The sequence below is a fragment of the Enterovibrio litoreus genome, from assembly GCF_045679545.1.
GTDB lineage: Bacteria > Pseudomonadota > Gammaproteobacteria > Enterobacterales > Vibrionaceae > Enterovibrio.
In genome coordinates this window covers 2,992,108-3,007,716 of record NZ_CP166194.1, presented here as the reverse complement: position 1 = coordinate 3,007,716, position 15,609 = coordinate 2,992,108, and the positions used below count along the sequence as shown (strand labels likewise).

General features: G+C 48.7%; 18 protein-coding genes. 5 read left to right on the top strand and 13 right to left on the bottom strand.

The features are described from left to right. Nucleotides 1–40: 40 nt before the first annotated feature. Both glsB and AB8599_RS13360 read left to right on the top strand, forming a co-directional pair. On the top strand, nucleotides 41–961 hold the full coding sequence (glsB, locus tag AB8599_RS13365) for a glutaminase B (protein WP_407331390.1): 921 nt from the start codon (nucleotides 41–43) through the stop codon (nucleotides 959–961). A 67-nt stretch (nucleotides 962–1,028) separates the two neighbouring features. Continuing rightward, entirely contained in the window at nucleotides 1,029–1,790 is a 762-nt protein-coding gene (locus AB8599_RS13360) for a DUF2884 family protein (protein WP_407331389.1), read from the top strand. Between the two features lie 151 nt (nucleotides 1,791–1,941). On the opposite strand, the gene AB8599_RS13355 is transcribed toward AB8599_RS13360, so the two are convergent. From AB8599_RS13355 to AB8599_RS13320, 8 genes are all read right to left on the bottom strand, one after another. Beyond that, complete coding sequence (locus AB8599_RS13355; RefSeq protein ID WP_407331388.1) at nucleotides 1,942–3,894, bottom strand: DUF3857 domain-containing transglutaminase family protein; 1,953 nt, start codon at nucleotides 3,892–3,894, stop codon at nucleotides 1,942–1,944. Nucleotides 3,895–3,962: 68 nt separating this feature from the next. After that, nucleotides 3,963–5,114: a radical SAM family heme chaperone HemW gene (hemW, locus tag AB8599_RS13350; protein WP_407331387.1), complete on the bottom strand. Its 1,152-nt coding sequence runs from the start codon at nucleotides 5,112–5,114 to the stop codon at nucleotides 3,963–3,965. A gap of 6 nt (nucleotides 5,115–5,120) precedes the next feature. After that, on the bottom strand, nucleotides 5,121–5,720 hold the full coding sequence (locus AB8599_RS13345; protein WP_407331386.1) for an XTP/dITP diphosphatase: 600 nt from the start codon (nucleotides 5,718–5,720) through the stop codon (nucleotides 5,121–5,123). A gap of 121 nt (nucleotides 5,721–5,841) precedes the next feature. After that, entirely contained in the window at nucleotides 5,842–6,279 is a 438-nt protein-coding gene (locus AB8599_RS13340) for a DUF4426 domain-containing protein (RefSeq protein WP_407331385.1), read from the bottom strand. Between the two features lie 64 nt (nucleotides 6,280–6,343). Further along, nucleotides 6,344–6,655, bottom strand: coding sequence for a DUF167 family protein YggU (gene yggU / locus AB8599_RS13335; protein WP_407331384.1), 312 nt, complete (start codon nucleotides 6,653–6,655; stop codon nucleotides 6,344–6,346). Between the two features lie 3 nt (nucleotides 6,656–6,658). Next, nucleotides 6,659–7,228, bottom strand: a complete 570-nt coding sequence (locus AB8599_RS13330) for a YggT family protein (protein ID WP_407331383.1) — start codon at nucleotides 7,226–7,228, stop codon at nucleotides 6,659–6,661. A gap of 9 nt (nucleotides 7,229–7,237) precedes the next feature. Continuing rightward, nucleotides 7,238–8,056 (bottom strand): pyrroline-5-carboxylate reductase, encoded by an 819-nt coding sequence (gene proC / locus AB8599_RS13325; protein WP_407331382.1) that lies wholly within the window; start codon nucleotides 8,054–8,056, stop codon nucleotides 7,238–7,240. Nucleotides 8,057–8,124: 68 nt separating this feature from the next. Further along, nucleotides 8,125–8,832, bottom strand: coding sequence for a YggS family pyridoxal phosphate-dependent enzyme (locus AB8599_RS13320; protein ID WP_407331381.1), 708 nt, complete (start codon nucleotides 8,830–8,832; stop codon nucleotides 8,125–8,127). Nucleotides 8,833–8,858: 26 nt separating this feature from the next. Between AB8599_RS13320 and AB8599_RS13315 the strand changes: the two genes are divergently transcribed. From AB8599_RS13315 to AB8599_RS13305, 3 genes are all read left to right on the top strand, one after another. Next, a complete protein-coding gene (locus AB8599_RS13315; protein WP_407331380.1) occupies nucleotides 8,859–9,896 on the top strand; it encodes a type IV pilus twitching motility protein PilT in 1,038 nt (345 codons plus the stop codon). Nucleotides 9,897–9,898: 2 nt separating this feature from the next. Beyond that, nucleotides 9,899–11,020: a PilT/PilU family type 4a pilus ATPase gene (locus AB8599_RS13310; protein WP_407331379.1), complete on the top strand. Its 1,122-nt coding sequence runs from the start codon at nucleotides 9,899–9,901 to the stop codon at nucleotides 11,018–11,020. 116 nt (nucleotides 11,021–11,136) lie between these two features. Then, on the top strand, nucleotides 11,137–11,892 hold the full coding sequence (locus tag AB8599_RS13305) for an EAL domain-containing protein (RefSeq protein ID WP_407331378.1): 756 nt from the start codon (nucleotides 11,137–11,139) through the stop codon (nucleotides 11,890–11,892). Nucleotides 11,893–11,927: 35 nt separating this feature from the next. Here AB8599_RS13305 and ruvX read toward each other — a convergent pair whose 3' ends face one another. The 5 genes from ruvX to endA form a co-directional block, all read right to left on the bottom strand. Next, on the bottom strand, nucleotides 11,928–12,359 hold the full coding sequence (gene ruvX, locus AB8599_RS13300) for a Holliday junction resolvase RuvX (protein ID WP_407331377.1): 432 nt from the start codon (nucleotides 12,357–12,359) through the stop codon (nucleotides 11,928–11,930). 10 nt (nucleotides 12,360–12,369) lie between these two features. After that, the gene (locus AB8599_RS13295; RefSeq protein ID WP_407331376.1) at nucleotides 12,370–12,933 is read right to left on the bottom strand and encodes a YqgE/AlgH family protein; all 564 of its coding nucleotides are present in this window, start codon (nucleotides 12,931–12,933) and stop codon (nucleotides 12,370–12,372) included. 113 nt (nucleotides 12,934–13,046) lie between these two features. Continuing rightward, nucleotides 13,047–13,994: a glutathione synthase gene (gshB, locus tag AB8599_RS13290; RefSeq protein WP_407331375.1), complete on the bottom strand. Its 948-nt coding sequence runs from the start codon at nucleotides 13,992–13,994 to the stop codon at nucleotides 13,047–13,049. A gap of 13 nt (nucleotides 13,995–14,007) precedes the next feature. Continuing rightward, nucleotides 14,008–14,739, bottom strand: a complete 732-nt coding sequence (gene rsmE, locus AB8599_RS13285; RefSeq protein ID WP_407331374.1) for a 16S rRNA (uracil(1498)-N(3))-methyltransferase — start codon at nucleotides 14,737–14,739, stop codon at nucleotides 14,008–14,010. Nucleotides 14,740–14,856: 117 nt separating this feature from the next. Beyond that, on the bottom strand, nucleotides 14,857–15,552 hold the full coding sequence (endA, locus tag AB8599_RS13280; RefSeq protein WP_407331373.1) for a deoxyribonuclease I: 696 nt from the start codon (nucleotides 15,550–15,552) through the stop codon (nucleotides 14,857–14,859). Between the last annotated feature and the right edge of the window lie 57 nt (nucleotides 15,553–15,609).

Genomic DNA, 15,609 nt, shown 5'->3' with positions numbered 1-15,609 from the left:
GCCAACCTCGTGTTGGCTTTTTTTACCATTGGAGTAAATCATGAAACCCACCCCGCAGTTATTAAACGGCATTCTGGAAGATGTCCGTCCTTTGATTGGGAAAGGACGTGTGGCGGACTATATTCCCGCCTTGAAGGAAGTCTCAGCCAATAAGCTGGGGGTAGCGGTGTGTTACAACGATGGTGAGATTATCACGGCGGGTGATGCGGATGAGCCGTTTTCTATTCAGTCGATTTCCAAGGTATTGAGCCTGACGCTTGCCCTGCAAAACTATAGTCCTGAAGAGATTTGGCAGCGTGTCGGGAAAGAGCCATCGGGTCAGGCGTTCAATTCGATGATCCAGCTTGAAATGGAGCAAGGGATCCCACGTAACCCGTTCATCAATGCCGGTGCGCTGGTGGTGTGTGACATGCTTTACAGTCGTTTGTCTGCGCCGCGTCAACGTATGTTGGAGTTTGTTCGTCAGTTGTCGGGCAACGAGCGTATTTGCTATGACAAAGTAGTGGCGACGTCTGAAATGGACCATAGCGACCGCAATGCTGCTATTGCCTATTTGATGCGATCTTTTGGCAATTTTGACAATGCGGTTATGCCAGTGTTGGCGAATTATTTTCATTACTGCTCACTGCGCATGAGCTGTGTTGATTTGGCGAAAACGTTTAACTATCTGGCAAACAAAGGACTTCCTTTAGGCGCAGAAAAAACAATTGTCAGCCAGACTCAAAGTAAGCAGGTCAATGCCTTGTTGGCGACCTGCGGTTTGTACGATGGTGCCGGTGAGTTTGCTTACCGTGTAGGAATGCCCGGAAAATCGGGTGTAGGTGGTGGAATAGTGGCGATTGTACCGGGTGAAATGTCCATTGCAGTTTGGTCGCCAGAGCTTGATCCATCAGGCAATTCATTGGCTGGAACAGCGGTGTTAGAACTGCTTGCCGAGCGCATCGGTCGTTCAATTTTCTAACGCTTGGATGGATAACGACCAATGACTGGTTTCGTTATTTGTTTATCCGGTGAGATGGAGAATAGATATGGGTAGTAAAAGTCAGACTTGCGCCTCGCGCGTTTTGTGTTTTGTTTTGGCCATGTTGCCATTTTTTGCTGTAGCAGAATTATGCCGTCCTGAGCTTCATGGCAATATTGCCATTGATGCTGACAATGTGATGATAGAAAACAACAACGAAATGTTTCGTATCGATTCCAAAGGGAATCTTTACTTCGACGTTCACCGTGTGGCCTTGAGTGATGCGCAACGAGCATCCTTGACGGCTTATAATAAAACTATCCGTAATGACTTGCCGTTTATCGGTCGCACCTTGTCGGAAGAACTGCATACCTCTTGGCTCGCGCTTGATGGCGTGATCACAACAGAGTTGGGCGAAACAAGCACGTTACGTGGCGAAGTTGGTCAGTTTCACGATTATTTGCAAGAACGTGTTAGCACCTCTTTGTATTCCCCCGATCGCGATCCCGTGCTTAATCACGAAGCGCTGACTTTAGCGGTACGAGAGCTAGAAGCCAGTATTCCACAGTTAATCGCGACCGTATCAAGCCGTGGTTTGATGGACATTGCTATGCTGAGTGAAGGCAAAGGCAATAAAATGCAGTTCATTTCGAAAAAGATGGCGGTGTTACAAAATAAGCTTGCTGAGGAAGTGAAGTTGCAACGTGATCGAACCTTGAGTGTGCAACAAGACGTGTGTCAACGCTTTGCACAGTGGCAAGCTCAGGAAGCCGAAATCGCGTCCTTGATCCCTGCACTTTCAAGCTGGAAGACGGTAACAGTGCGCTAAATTGCCGTGAGGCCAAAGCAGAGAAAAACGCGGTGAACTTCCTCATCGCGTTTTTTTATGTCTTTTTTGTCCGCTTTGCCGTCTTTGTTTATCTTAAATCCATGGCATACGCACGTATTTCGGCTGTGGCTTAGGCCCATTTACATCAAGGTTAAGGCCGATAGCTAAATTCATATTCAACACTTTGCCACGCATCATCAATATGTCGCATGTACTGTCGCAATTCACTGGCATTTACGTGGCGCTTTTTGGCGTGATAGTAATAATCTGCTTCAACATAGGTTTTATTGAGCAACACATCTCCAGGGCCTGAGACGGCTTTAACGGTGCTTCTGAATTCGAAATAGGGGCTATTGATGGCGTGGTCTGATGGTTCAATATTCCACGTTTCCGGTAAGCTAACCTTGATTCTTTGTTTGATCGCGCCTTCACTGCCAAAGCCAAATGGTGTTTTTCGTCGAATCAGATCAGGCTTGGTCAGGTAGTCATCAACGATGTCAGCTGAGATCACAAACGAGTATACATCATCGGTTTTCGACCACAGATCTTCAATCACATAGGCTTCATTGACCGTGACTTCATTGCTGTTCTTATCATCTTCAACGCTTAGCGGACGAAGAAAGTCCAACCCACCAAAGAAGCCTGCATAGTAATTGGCATATTCTTCGCCAAGCTCCCCCAGTGGCTTTGACTCGAGATACCGACGCCAGCGCTCAGCTTCAAAACCACGGTAGATGGTTTTTACCGTAAGGTAACTTTGCTGCCGTGCATGATTAACCACGTAGCGTTGCTCGACTTCTTGCGAAACGTCTGCGGCTGGTGGATTCATCGCCATCAAATCATCCGTGTCCGGTTTTAATACCAGCGCATAGCCAAGGTTTGATTGTGCCAAGGTTTTAAGCTGGTCACCCTGATGGGTGCGGGTAGCATCAATCCACCAAGTTTGGTTTTTGTAATCCATTTGCACAATCACGTGATTAAAGCTGAAAGGTGCTGCGGGTTGCTGTGGCAGTTCATCTCGCCAAAAGGTATCGACCAATGCTGGGTGGGCATTGACGTCCATGGCGCCAAGCAATGAAATCAGCAGCAGGGCTTTGTCTTTGCAATCACCATAGCCTTGCGAAAGGATTTGGCGCGGTGGTCTTGGCTGATGCGAGCCGATACCATTTTCAATGCCTAAATAGCGAATGTTGTTTTGCACAAAGTGAATGGCTGCGACGACTTGCTGATCAAGATCGTCAGGGTGTGTTTGCTTGATTTTGTTCGCTAATGTTTGAACGTCACTATCACTTGGCGATGCTTGATACAAAGGCAGTGCCCAGTTCACCACGTCTTTCCAATTGTTGTAGCTAGATACATGCAAATAGGGGTAGGGGTTGTACCAGCGTGGCTGCTCAGGCTCATCAAAATCATACAAGCCGTTTTGTTCTTGATAGTGGTATTCCCGCACCGTTTTTTGCGTGGTTTCTGTGAGCGTGCCTTTGCCTTTGTTGTCTAAATTAGTGACGGTGATAGGGCTGTTTTCCGGCACTAAAATGCGAGCATTGACCAGTGTGACAGTGGATGCCCAACCTGTTTTGACATACCACTCTCGGTTGTTGCCAAACACCGGATTAAAGCCTGAAAGGGTGTAGCTAAAGTCGATGATATCGCCAACCTGTACATCATTGAGCACAATATGCAGAGTTTCATCACCGTTGTAGAGCAGGGAGTCCAAGTCGACTTCGCGTTTGAATTGGGCGGTTGTAGCCGTGTTTTTTCGGTCAAAGATTTGGCCATCACGCACGATTTCCAAACGATGTAGTTCCACGCTTTGGTAGCTGGGATCAAAATCGATGGAGATCTGTGAGCCAGATTCCACCCCTTTAATGGAGACGACTTTGCTGGTGTAGCGTTTGTATTCAACGGGGGATTGGCTGACCAGATTAAGTTGTCTATCGACCAGTAGAAACTGCTGATCATAGTGATGGCCTGCGGGATCAAACGCGGGAATGTCGACGATGGGTTTAATCCAATCAGGGAGTGGCGCAAACAGCCCCTTTTCAGCAAGGGCGGTTTGCGGCAATAACATCAACACAAATAGGGCAAACAGATACTTCTTCATCTACAACGCTATCCTTAGCTTTACCTGGGCTTTAGCGCCTCAGGGACAAGGCAGCGTTCGTGCTGCCTTTACTCGTTGATGAAGACGGAAAGAAGATCGTTCAGGAACAGGCGGCCTTTGGCTGTCACTTGCCAGTGGGTGTCGGTTTCGCTTAGCAGCCCTTGTTCGATGGCTTTTTCAATGGGTGTCGCAATCACATCCAGTGATAAGCCTGTGCGAGCAAAGAAGTCTGCTTTTGGGCAGGGCTCAACCAAGCGGAATCTGTTCATGAAAAACTCAAACGGCATTTCATCAGCTTCCACTATATGCAATTCGCTGAGGTATTCTTTCTCAGTATCGAGATATCCGCGCGGGTGTTTCACTTTTACTGTGCGCTGTATGGTATTGGTGCTAGAGGTAATTTTGCCATGCGCCCCACAACCAATGCCCAAATAGTCACCAAAACGCCAGTAGTTAAGATTGTGCTGACACTGATAACCCGGCTTGCTGTAACCCGAAGTCTCGTACTGCACATAACCTGCATCAGTAAGCAGCTGATGGCCTTGCTCGAAGATGTCCCACAGGTCGTCATCGTCAGGCAAAACGGGCGGTTTCGAATAGTACTGAGTATTGGGTTCAATGGTGAGCTGATACCAAGACAGGTGCGGCGGGTCGAGCTCAATCGCTTGCTTGAGATCGCTCAAGGCGCTTTGCAAGGTTTGGTCGGGCAACCCGTGCATCAAATCTAAGTTAAAGCTGTTCAATCCTGCCTCATGCGCTAGCTTGGCCGCACGCTTGGCTTCTTCTGAGCCATGAATTCGACCCAAGCGTGCAAGCTTGGCATTGTCAAAGCTCTGAACGCCGATCGAGATACGGTTAACGCCAACGCTCTGGTAAGCAATGAACTTGTCTGCTTCCACGGTGCCGGGGTTGGCCTCCATGGTGATCTCAATGTCTTCTTTGAACGGGATCAGTGCGTCGATACCGTTTAAAAGACGTGAGATCTCTTGGGGTGACATTAAGCTCGGTGTACCACCGCCAATGAAGATCGAGTGCAGATGACGACCGCTGACGCCATCAAAACGAACCAAGTCTTTGTGCAGATCGTCCAGCAAAGCAGAGATGTAATCTTGCTCTGGGATCTCACCTTTGAGGGTGTGCGAGTTGAAATCGCAGTAAGGGCATTTCTGCACACACCAAGGGATATGCACGTAAAGACTTAATGGGATTTGAACAGCCATGATGAATTACTTCTTCTCTTCACGCATTGCGGCGAACAGTTTCTTGAGCGCCTGACCACGGTGCGAGATTTGTTTTTTCACTGCTGGTTCAAGGTTTGCCAAGGTGCAACCGTGTTCTTTCACGTAGAAAATCGGGTCGTAGCCAAAGCCGTGTGAACCGGATGCTTCGCGGGCGATTGTGCCTTCGAATACACCATGACACACCAGTGGTGTTGGGTCGTTCGCGTGACGCATGTAAACCAGTACACAATGAAAGCGAGCAGAACGTTGATCATCTGGTGCATCAGCCATGCATTCTAGTAGCTTTTCTAGATTGGCTTGGTCGCCTTTGCCTTCACCCGCATAACGTGCGCTGTATACGCCGGGTGCGCCATTCAAATAATCCACTTCCAAACCTGAGTCGTCAGCGATTGCGGGCAAGCCGGTTTCTTTTGCTGCGTGACGGGCTTTGATGATGGCATTTTCGATAAAGGTGGTGCCGGTTTCTTCGGCATCAACCACGGCGAACTCGCTTTGCGCCATGACATCCAGACCAAAATCTTGCAGCAAATCGGCCATTTCTCTCACTTTGCCTGCGTTACCTGTCGCCAGAACCACTTTCTTCATCTTTGTCTCCTCTTGGGTGGTCGCCGATAAAAAATGGCGCCACGAATGGACGCCATAATACCGGAATGCCGCGTGGTGTCATCTTTCGATATCAGCAAGACGAGTCCACAAGTCCCCTTATTTAGTTGTCGTAAAAGGTTTGCTGGAAGGTCAGTTTGCCACTTCGATTTCCTGCGGCATTGATATCAATGTTGAAGGTCACGTTCTCTTCGTTGGCAAAGCGAAACTCAGCCAGATAATAAATGGCATCCCCTTCGCGCACTTCTCGAAATGTCAGTGGCTTCGTTGTGCCGAGCAGGTTACGGGCATCGCCAGTAATGTTGGCTGTGAGTGCCGGCTTACCCGCTTTGCTCTTGTCTAAAATCGCAATGTTGATCAATGCATTGGTACTGCTGCGCTTGATGCCATAAGTCTTCGCAACAGCTGGCGGAATGAAGTTGGCGTTGAGTGCAGAATAATGCACTTCCAACGATCCAATATCTTTAGCTTGTTCTGCGTGACCCAGCGGCGACATTAACATCAACGCGGCGCTGATCAGGGAAAGGAGGAGCGTTTTCATGACAGTGTTCCTTGTCTGATGATGCAAGCGCACGGTGTGTTCATGAAGCTGCGCGCTTACCTATTTACTGCTTGAAGGAGGCGATCAGATCACTGATGGCCTCAGGGTAGATGACCGGATTTTTTACCCTAACTTGCTTATGTCTACCCAGCTCACCCTTTTCAATGTCGATATGTCCTTTGGCGACTTTGAATTGTTTGGCGAGAAATTTCGCTAGGTGGGCATTTGCTTTACCATCAACTGGAGGGGCAGTAATGGCGAGTTTAATTTCCTCACCATGTATGCCCATCCATTGATCGCGGCTGGCTTTAGGCTGGATATACAATCTCAGGATGAGATCGTCGTTATCCAGCCATGCAGTGCGTGTGGGACTCATTGATTATAGGACGAACCAAAGATTACCGAAGTAAGGGCTAAGTAGATCGCCAATGAAGAAGTTCAAAAACTGCAGCACGATAAACAATACCAGCACACTCAAGTCTAAACCGCCCATAGAGGGTAATACACGACGAATAGGAGCCACTAGTGGCTCAGTCAGTTGGATCATGACAAATTCGATTGGGCTTTGACCTTGGCTGACCCAGCTCAGGATGGCACGGAGGATCAATACCCAAAACAGCAAACCGCCAGCGGCTTTCACCAAGGCAATCAAACCAATCACCAGGTAGGTGAAGTCAAACGATGGTACGCCGCCTGAACCGATCATTTGCAGAGCGAAGAACTTGGCGACACACAAGACATAGGCAAACAGTACCGTGGCCAAATCAAAGTTACCAATCGATGGAATCATTCGGCGCAACGGAGCAACCACAGGTTGCGTCGCTTTAACGACAAACTGGCTGAATGGGTTGTAAAAATCGGCGCGTGACCATTGCAGCCAAACTCGGAGCAACACCACCATAATGTAGAGGTCAAACAGTGTTGAAACGAGGAAGTTCATTGAGTTCATAAATTAGCCCTAAAATAGCGATTCCATTTCTTCAGCACGACGAACAGCCGCTTGCATAGCCTCTGAAACTGTCTCTGAAAGTTGATTGTTATTAAATACGCTCAGTGCCTGAGCGGTGGTGCCGCCTTTTGACGTTACCTGTTCTCTTAAGGTTGCCAGTTCAATATCTGGGTTGGCAACCACCATTTTAGCTGCACCAAGCGCGGACTGCTGTACCAACGCGCGTGCGGTTTGTTTATCAAAGCCTTGGCGCTCTGCCTCTGCCTGCATGGCTTCCATGAACAAGAAGAAATAGGCAGGTGCACTGCCCGCGGCAGCAATAATAGCATTGATACCTGATTCTTCGCTGACCCAGCAGATTTTGCCGACGGCTTGAAGCAGGTCGCCAGCAAACTGACGATCCGAATCTGTTACTGATTCTGGAGCATAAAGCCCACTCATACCTTCCCCAACCAACGAAGGTGTGTTTGGCATCACACGAACCAAGTTCAAGGGGGTGCCTGCCATGTCAGACAAGCGTGCCACCGAGATCCCTGCGGCGATAGAAATAGCCAGTTTTTTGCTCCAATCAATCTCCGTCATGCTCGCCAGCAATTCTTCCATGCCTTGCGGTTTCACGCCCAGCACCACGACATCCGCTTGCTTTGCACTGGCAATGGCATCTTCATTGGCATTGATGCCGAAGCTATCGCGAAAGGCGGCGCTTTTCTCTGGCGTGCGGTTAACGGCTGTCAGCAGTGAGGAGGGATAGCCTGATTGAATTAAACCCGCAATGATTGAGCGAGCCATGTTGCCCGCGCCAATAAAGGCAATAGTGCGTTGTTCCATCAAATGTATTCCTTTTGTCTGGCAAGCGCTTGTGGGCTTCCCGGCTGTATTTGTATGGCGTTGACAATTCAATCACCACGATTGCTGTAATCACGTGCGCCAAATAGCGCGGTGCCGATGCGAACCATGGTGCTTCCTGATGCAATGGCTGCGTCCATGTCGCCACTCATTCCCATCGAGAGGGTATCAAAGTCTGGTCGCGTTGCTTTCATCTCTTCAAACAATGCCATTAATGGCGCAAAGGCGACCATTTGGGCATCGTGATCACTTTCTGGCTGAGGAATGCACATTAGGCCGCGAAGGATAAGACGGGGCAGTTGATCGATTTCATTTGCTAGCGCTTTCACATCGTCAAAGCCAGTGCCTGATTTGGACGCTTCACCGCTGGTGTTGATTTGGATAAGCACGTGCAAGGGCGGCATGTCATCGGGGCGTTGCTCACTGAGTCTGCGTGCGACCTTGCTGCGATCAACGGAATGCACCCAATCAAAATACTCGGCAATTAAGCGTGTTTTGTTGGATTGGATCGGGCCAATGAAATGCCATTCCAAATCCGGATGAAGTGGGCGAAAGTGACGGATTTTATCCACCCCTTCTTGCACATAGTTCTCGCCAAACTGACGATGACCTGCCTCTATCGCTTGTGCGATAGCTTCTATGGGTTTGGTTTTGCTTACCGCCAACAATTGCACGCCAGAGGCGTCTCTCCCGCATTTTTGTGCGGCATTGTCTATTTGGCGGGTGACCTGCTCTAGGTTTTGTTTGATACTACACATGGCTAATTCTGCGAGGAAACTGATTAATGGATATTACTGAATTATTGGACTTTAGTGTAAAACATAATGCCTCAGATCTACATCTTTCTGCGGGTGTTCCACCAATGGTCCGCGTTGATGGTGATGTCCGAAAGCTTAGCTTACCTGCCCTTGAACACAATGATGTTCACCGCCTCATTTTCGATATTATGAACGACGCTCAACAGCGAGAGTTTGAGCAAAACCTTGAAGTGGATTTCTCGTTTGAACTGGCATCTGTTGGCCGTTTTCGTGTTAATGCATTTCACCAATCACGCGGCTGCGCAGCGGTATTTCGAAATATTCCCTCAAAGATCCCAACGCTAGAAGCGATCAATGCACCTTCGGTTTTTGAGCAGTTTGTTAATTATCAAAAAGGCTTAGTGCTGGTCACGGGGCCTACAGGTTCCGGTAAATCCACCACGTTGGCTGCGATGGTGGACAAGATTAACCGCGAGCAACACCGCCATGTGCTGACGATTGAAGACCCGATTGAATTTGTTCATGAGCAGAAAAACTGCTTGGTTAACCAGCGTGAAGTTCACCGTGATACGCACTCATTTAATAACGCCCTTCGTTCGGCACTGCGTGAAGACCCTGATGTTATTTTGGTGGGTGAGTTGCGTGATAAAGAAACCATTAGCCTTGCGCTAACTGCCGCTGAAACGGGTCATTTGGTGTTTGGCACCTTGCACACCTCCAGTGCTGCGAAAACCATTGACCGGATTATTGATGTGTTCCCCGGTGCCGATAAGCCGATGGTGCGCTCTATGTTGTCTGAATCGCTACGCGCCGTGGTGTCACAAAAACTGATTAAGCAGGTTACTGGCGGGCGAGTGGCAGCCCATGAAGTGATGATTGCAACACCTGCGATTCGAAACCTGATTCGTGAAGACAAAGTGGCGCAGATGTATTCGATGATCCAAACCGGCTCAGGCATGGGCATGCAAACCATGGAGCAATCACTGCGCAACCTGATGATGCAGGGTGTGATTGATAGCAATGAAGCCAACAAAGCATTAGATAGTTCAGGGACAGGTTTTTAGTGATGGCGGACCAAACACCACTTTTTCAATTGCTTGACGCCATGCTCACTCAACGTGCATCAGATTGCTATATCACCGTGGGTGCGCCTTGTATGCTGCGTGTTGATGGCAGCTTAACGCCCAGCGGTGAGACGTTAGATGTTGAAGGTGTGAAGGCCTTGATATCAAAAGCCATGGATACTGATACGCATAAAAAGTTCATGGAAGAACGCGAAGCCAATTTTGCTTTGGTCACCGAGTCGGGCCGTTTTCGTGTCAGTGCATTCTGGCAGCGAGATTTGCCAGGCATGGTGATTCGACGTATTGAAACGAAGATCCCAGAGATCCAAACGCTGGGTTTACCGGATGTGATTCAAGATCTCTCGATTGCGAAGCGCGGGTTAGTGTTGATAGTGGGCGCCACAGGGTCGGGGAAATCGACGTCGATGGCGGCCATGCTAGGGTTTCGAAATACACATCGCAGTGGTCATATTCTGACGGTGGAAGATCCGATAGAGTTTATCCATCCTCATAAAAAGTGCATCGTGACCCAGCGCGAGATAGGCATTGATACTGAAAGCTATGAAGTGGCATTGAAAAACTCGCTACGTCAGGCGCCAGACATGATTATGATTGGTGAAATTAGAACGCGAGAGACCATGGAATATGCCATGCAGTTTGCGGAGACAGGTCATCTGTGTATCGCCACCCTTCATGCCAACAATGCCAATCAGGCACTTGAGCGCGTGTTGCACTTGGTGCCGAAGGAGCGCAGAGAGCAGTTCTTATTTGATTTGTCGCTTAACCTACGTGGTGTCTTAGCTCAGCAGTTGGTGCCCGACATTAGCGGTGTAGGTCGTCATGGTGCTTACGAATTATTGCTTAATACTTCACACGTGTCAGATCTGATCCGCCGTGGCGAATTGCATGAGCTTAAAGCCAGTATCAGCAAAGGCGAAAATGCAGGGATGTGTACATTTGACCAATCTTTATTTGCTTTGTTTAAAGACGGTAAGATTTCTCAGGACGAAGCACTGCATCATGCAGATTCTCGTAATGAATTGAAGTTGATGATGAAAATGGCAGAGCAGTCTTCCAGTGTACTATCGCTTGCCGATGTGACCATCGAGAAAATGCACAACTAATTTGCGATGTTCTTGTCGTTTCAACTTGAGGCATGCTGCCCCGCCATAACTAGCTGAAATTAAAGACAGTGCCTATACTTTTTACACTGTCTTTTTACTTCTACTTTGGCGCTAGCATGGATGAAAACAAAACCGCTCGTTGTGAACAATGCATGACGGGAAAGACGCTTGGCTTTGAATTTACCATGGCATTTCAGCCCATTGTCGATGTGAAAAATAGCACTGTTTTTGGTTATGAAGCATTAGTTCGCGGGGTCAACGGTGAGTCAGCCTATTCCATTATTCAACAGGTCAATGGCGATAATCGCTACCTCTTCGATCAATCCTGCCGTGTGAAAGCCATTTCACTTGCTGCCGAATTGGGCTTGACGAAAAAACTCAGCATTAACTTTCTTCCCAACGCCGTGTATCAGCCTGAGCGTTGTATTCGCACTACATTGCAAGAAGCCAAACGCGTCGGCTTCCCGATTGAAAATATCATGTTTGAAGTGACCGAAGTGGAGAAGGTGCTCGACAACAATCACCTCAAAGTCATCTTTGATTACTATCAAAAGCAAGGGTTTTCCGTGGCACTGGATGATTTCGGGGCGGGTTACGCGGGGCTCAATTTGCTGGCAGATCTTACTCCGAATATCGTGAAACTCGATATGGGGCTGATACGCGATATTGATGCGAGCTTGTCGCGACAAGTCATTGTTCACAACACGGTGAAAATGTTGCATGAGTTGGGGTGTGACGTGCTTGCTGAAGGGGTTGAAACGCAAGGAGAGCTTGATTGCTTGAGAGCGTTTGGTATTGATCTCTTTCAAGGCTATTTCTTTGCCAGACCGACACTCGAAGCCTTGCCTGAGGTAGGCTTCAGCGTGCTGTGACGCTGAAGTGCTTGTTACTGATTTTGCTGCTTTCGTTACTCGCCGTACTGATTTTCAAACCAGCTTTCGACAATGATCACCGCTGATTGGCAGTCGATATTTCCCTTGCCCAGTGCGCGATAGCCGCCATGTTCAAATAGCGAAGAGCGTGCTTCTGTGGTGGTTAGGCGTTCGTCATGTAGCTCGACATTGACACCAAAACGTCCTTTTAAGCGATTAGCAAATTTGCGTGCACGAGGCGTAATGCTTTCCAGTTCGCCTCCTTGCAAATCAAGGGGTAACCCCACGACCACCAAATCAGGCTTCCACTCTTTTAAGATAGCTTCAATCGCGTCCCAACTTGGAATGCCATCTTTTGCTTTCAGTGCCTTAAGCGGTTGGGCTGTACCAGTAATGGTTTGGCCAATAGCGATGCCAATACTTTTTGTGCCGTAATCAAAGCCCAGCACAGTTTGAATGTTACTCATTGGATGTCTCTTATGCGTGTCCGATATCGGACGATAGATTCAGTGCACTGATGCCCAGTTGATTGAGCGCTTTTTCCCAACGCTCATTGATGGGGGTATCGAAAATAACCGCAGGATCAGCTTCGATGGTGAGCCAACTGTTTGCGGCCAACTCTTGTTCGAGTTGCCCTGCGTCCCAGCCGGAATAACCCAGTGCGACAATGAATTGTTCGGGTTCATCGTTGGTGCCCAAGATACTGAGAATATCTTTCGATGTGGTGACAGTCAGTGAATCAGACAGTTGAATACTAGAGCCGAACTCTTGCCTGTTTTTGTGCAGAACAAATCCGCGATCTTCCGACACTGGCCCACCAAACAAGACAGGTTGATCTAGGCTGAGTGGGTGGGTGAGATGGTGTTCACGCTCCACCTCGATTTGATCCAGCATGTTGGCGACTGAGATGTTGATGGGCTGGTTGATCACTAGCCCCATTGCACCATCTTCATTGTGCTCACACATGTAGATAACACTGTGCTTGAAGCGGTCATCTTCCATGCTAGGCATTGCTACGAGGAAATGGTTTTTAAAGTTCATAATGCCCTTCCACGGCTGAGGTGCGTCGGCGCAACGGTATTTGTTTGAGTATGAGTGCTAAGCGAGAGAAAGTCAGCCCTGTGCCGTAGAAACTGCACGGGGCTGTGTGCGGATTATTTTTGAAGACGCGCTTCAATCGCATCCATCAATTTCCCGCTGATATTGATATCAAAGGCGGCTTCGATCTCTCTGATGCAGGTTGGGCTGGTCACGTTAATTTCAGTCAGTTTGTCACCGATAATATCCAAACCAACAAACACCAAGCCTTTTTCTTTTAGGGTCGGTGCAACCGCGCGCGCGATGGCCCAATCCGTATCGCTCAGAGGGCGCGCTTCACCGCGACCACCAGCAGCCAGATTACCGCGGGTTTCGCCTTTGGCAGGGATACGTGCCAAGCAGTAAGGCATTGGCTCACCATCGACCACCAGAATGCGTTTATCGCCGTTACTGATATCGGGTACAAAGGTTTGCGCCATGCAGTAGGTATTGCCAAGGCTCGTCAGGGTTTCGATGATCACTGACAGGTTAGGATCGCCTTGCTTCACACGGAAAATTGACGAACCACCCATGCCGTCTAGTGGCTTGAGAATGATGTCGCCGTGCTTTTCATGAAACGCTTTGATCTGATCAGCACGACGCGTCACCAAAGTGATCGGCGTGTGCTCAGGGAACCATGCAGTGAATAGTTTCTCGTTACAATCACGCAGGCTTTGCGGTTTGTTGACGATTAGGCAACCTTCCACTTCTGCGCGCTCAAGAATGTAAGTTGCGTATATATATTCAGTATCAAACGGCGGATCTTTACGCATCAAAACGGCATCAAGATCGGCCAGTGCGATCTCTTGCTCGCTCACTACTTCAAACCATTTCTCTGGGTTTTCTTCCAGCGTCACGATTTTTGTACGTGCCAGTGCTTTTCCTTGCTCTAGAGACAAGTCGTGCATCTGCATGTAGTGAATTTCCCAGCCACGATTTTGTGCTTCTAGCATCATGGCAAAGGAAGAATCTTTTTTGATATTGATGGACTCGATTGGGTCCATCACTACGCCCAGTTTGATCATGTACTGTCCTTAATTAACCGAGATCGCCGAAGCGAACTTGAAGGGCGGTGATCGCCGTTAATGCTGCGGTTTCTGTGCGCAGCACGCGCGGTCCCAATAAGGTTTCTTCAAAACCAAATTCCCGCGTTTTTTCAATTTCTTCTGCTGACAACCCACCTTCAGGGCCAATCAGCAAACGAACGCGCTGTACAGGCTCTGGCAGTGTATTGATCGAGTATTTCGCACGAGGATGAAGGTTCAGTTTCAGCCCGTCAAATTCTTCTGTGGTCCATTCTTCCAGCGCCATGACTGGGCGAATTTCTGGCACGATATTACGACCACTTTGCTCACAGGCGGCAATAGCGATTTTCTGCCACTGCTGCAGTTTTTTATCAAAACGCTCAGCATTGAGTTTGACGCCACAACGTTCTGAAATGAGCGGCGTAATCACATTCACACCCAGTTCAACCGATTTCTGAATGGTGAATTCCATTTTATCGCCGCGGCTTATCACCTGACCAAGGTGTAAATCCAGTGGTGACTCGATGCTGCGTTCAACACGCTCAACCACATCAACAGCAACTGACTTCTTGCTGGTTTGTGCAATTACTGCGGGAAATTCAGCACCGCTGCCATCGAACAGCAGGATTTCCTGCCCAGTTTGCATTCGCAATACGCGTCCGACATGGTTGGCGGCGTCCTCACTGAGAGACACACTACCACTGTCAGGCAGACATTCAGGATGGAAAATTCTAGGGATACGCATGATGGTCGTTTTCTTGTTAATAATGCGCTGAGTGTATCACGCTGCCGCTGTTGCGCTATACCCAAGCCATCTCGATACGCCCTGTATTCTGTATATATAGATGGTCAAGATACAGGGCTAAAGACCTTCTTTCTCGCAAGATGATTTCACAAATGGGTTGTGGTTTCCTTGCTCACGCGCGATACGACGGTCGCGTTCGCATTCCCACTCAGAAACAGCATAGGTTTTGTCCCACGCATCCATGAGTTTTCTTTGTGCTGAGGCCAAGCGGAAATCGTATTTCTGGTTCATATATTTATAGGTACGAGCAACGGCGCCGCGGCTTTGTGCCGGGGGCTCTGCAACGCGTTGTTTGAAGTCGACTTTCATTTGGCATTGACCATAGAATGCGCCTTTGTCGCCGTTCCATTGTGAAAAACGGAAGTTCGAGCGGTCACCATTCACTTCGCCAATAGCAGGAACAAGGTTGTGTAGATCGGCTTCCATCAGGCGAAAGGTCACATCCGTTTTTCCGCAATTTTTGCGTCCGCCGTCTTGCCAGCATTGACGCTGGTGGCCAAATTGCCACGCAGGCACCACGTGCTCCCATTCAATTCGACTGGCACGTTTTTCCTGTTTGCGTACCTGATAGCCACAGCTGTTTAAATCGGGTACCCCTTTTTTCCCTTGCCACTCAATGTCACAGCCACAATAAAAAGAGGTAGGTGCATCCAGATAGATTTTCTGCGCGATGCGCTTTGCTTTTGAGAACGATTGGGGATGCTCAGCCGCCGCGGCTAGCGGGGCCAGCAGCAATGCCGAAATCAGCATCATGTTTTTTATCATTGATTGGAATTATCGTGTTGAGAGTGAGTAACCTAATTATTGCAG

What these genes read in the sequence shown, in the direction of transcription:
- AB8599_RS13310 (WP_407331379.1), top strand. Translation starts at nt 9,899, where the DNA reads ATGGCGGACCAAACACCACTTTTTCAATTGCTTGACGCCATGCTCACT.
- endA (WP_407331373.1), bottom strand. Translation starts at nt 15,552, where the DNA reads ATGATGCTGATTTCGGCATTGCTGCTGGCCCCGCTAGCCGCGGCGGCT.
- AB8599_RS13355 (WP_407331388.1), bottom strand. Translation starts at nt 3,894, where the DNA reads ATGAAGAAGTATCTGTTTGCCCTATTTGTGTTGATGTTATTGCCGCAA.
- AB8599_RS13345 (WP_407331386.1), bottom strand. Translation starts at nt 5,720, where the DNA reads ATGAAGAAAGTGGTTCTGGCGACAGGTAACGCAGGCAAAGTGAGAGAA.
- rsmE (WP_407331374.1), bottom strand. Translation starts at nt 14,739, where the DNA reads ATGCGTATCCCTAGAATTTTCCATCCTGAATGTCTGCCTGACAGTGGT.
- AB8599_RS13295 (WP_407331376.1), bottom strand. Translation starts at nt 12,933, where the DNA reads ATGAACTTTAAAAACCATTTCCTCGTAGCAATGCCTAGCATGGAAGAT.
- hemW (WP_407331387.1), bottom strand. Translation starts at nt 5,114, where the DNA reads ATGGCTGTTCAAATCCCATTAAGTCTTTACGTGCATATCCCTTGGTGT.
- glsB (WP_407331390.1), top strand. Translation starts at nt 41, where the DNA reads ATGAAACCCACCCCGCAGTTATTAAACGGCATTCTGGAAGATGTCCGT.
- AB8599_RS13330 (WP_407331383.1), bottom strand. Translation starts at nt 7,228, where the DNA reads ATGAACTCAATGAACTTCCTCGTTTCAACACTGTTTGACCTCTACATT.
- proC (WP_407331382.1), bottom strand. Translation starts at nt 8,056, where the DNA reads ATGGAACAACGCACTATTGCCTTTATTGGCGCGGGCAACATGGCTCGC.
- AB8599_RS13305 (WP_407331378.1), top strand. Translation starts at nt 11,137, where the DNA reads ATGGATGAAAACAAAACCGCTCGTTGTGAACAATGCATGACGGGAAAG.
- gshB (WP_407331375.1), bottom strand. Translation starts at nt 13,994, where the DNA reads ATGATCAAACTGGGCGTAGTGATGGACCCAATCGAGTCCATCAATATC.
- AB8599_RS13315 (WP_407331380.1), top strand. Translation starts at nt 8,859, where the DNA reads ATGGATATTACTGAATTATTGGACTTTAGTGTAAAACATAATGCCTCA.
- AB8599_RS13340 (WP_407331385.1), bottom strand. Translation starts at nt 6,279, where the DNA reads ATGAAAACGCTCCTCCTTTCCCTGATCAGCGCCGCGTTGATGTTAATG.
- yggU (WP_407331384.1), bottom strand. Translation starts at nt 6,655, where the DNA reads ATGAGTCCCACACGCACTGCATGGCTGGATAACGACGATCTCATCCTG.
- AB8599_RS13320 (WP_407331381.1), bottom strand. Translation starts at nt 8,832, where the DNA reads ATGTGTAGTATCAAACAAAACCTAGAGCAGGTCACCCGCCAAATAGAC.
- ruvX (WP_407331377.1), bottom strand. Translation starts at nt 12,359, where the DNA reads ATGAGTAACATTCAAACTGTGCTGGGCTTTGATTACGGCACAAAAAGT.
- AB8599_RS13360 (WP_407331389.1), top strand. Translation starts at nt 1,029, where the DNA reads ATGGGTAGTAAAAGTCAGACTTGCGCCTCGCGCGTTTTGTGTTTTGTT.